Annotated in this window: 1 pseudogene; it reads right to left on the reverse strand. The window is 58.8% G+C overall.

Going from position 1 to position 238, the window contains the following annotated elements:
• Nucleotides 1-21 precede the first annotated feature (21 nt).
• Nucleotides 22-228 (reverse strand): annotated as a pseudogene (locus A3709_RS12535) (biotin carboxylase N-terminal domain-containing protein); the annotation flags it as partial.
• Nucleotides 229-238 lie beyond the last annotated feature (10 nt).

Genomic DNA, 238 nt, shown 5'->3' on the forward strand with positions numbered 1-238 from the left:
GGAAAGCTACCTCAATGTGCCGGCACTGATCAGTGCCGGCACATTGAGGTAGCTTTCCATGGAGGGCGCGGGGCCGATACATACGGATTCATCAGCCAGCCGCACGTGCATCAATTCGGCGTCGGCAACGGAGTGCACCGCAACGGTCTTGATGTCGAGCTCTTTGCACGCGCGCATTACGCGCAGTGCAATCTCGCCGCGGTTGGCGATAAGAACCTTGTCCAGAATGGGCATCTCG

This window comes from Halioglobus sp. HI00S01, assembly GCF_001635445.1.
Classification (GTDB): domain Bacteria; phylum Pseudomonadota; class Gammaproteobacteria; order Pseudomonadales; family Halieaceae; genus Halioglobus; species Halioglobus japonicus.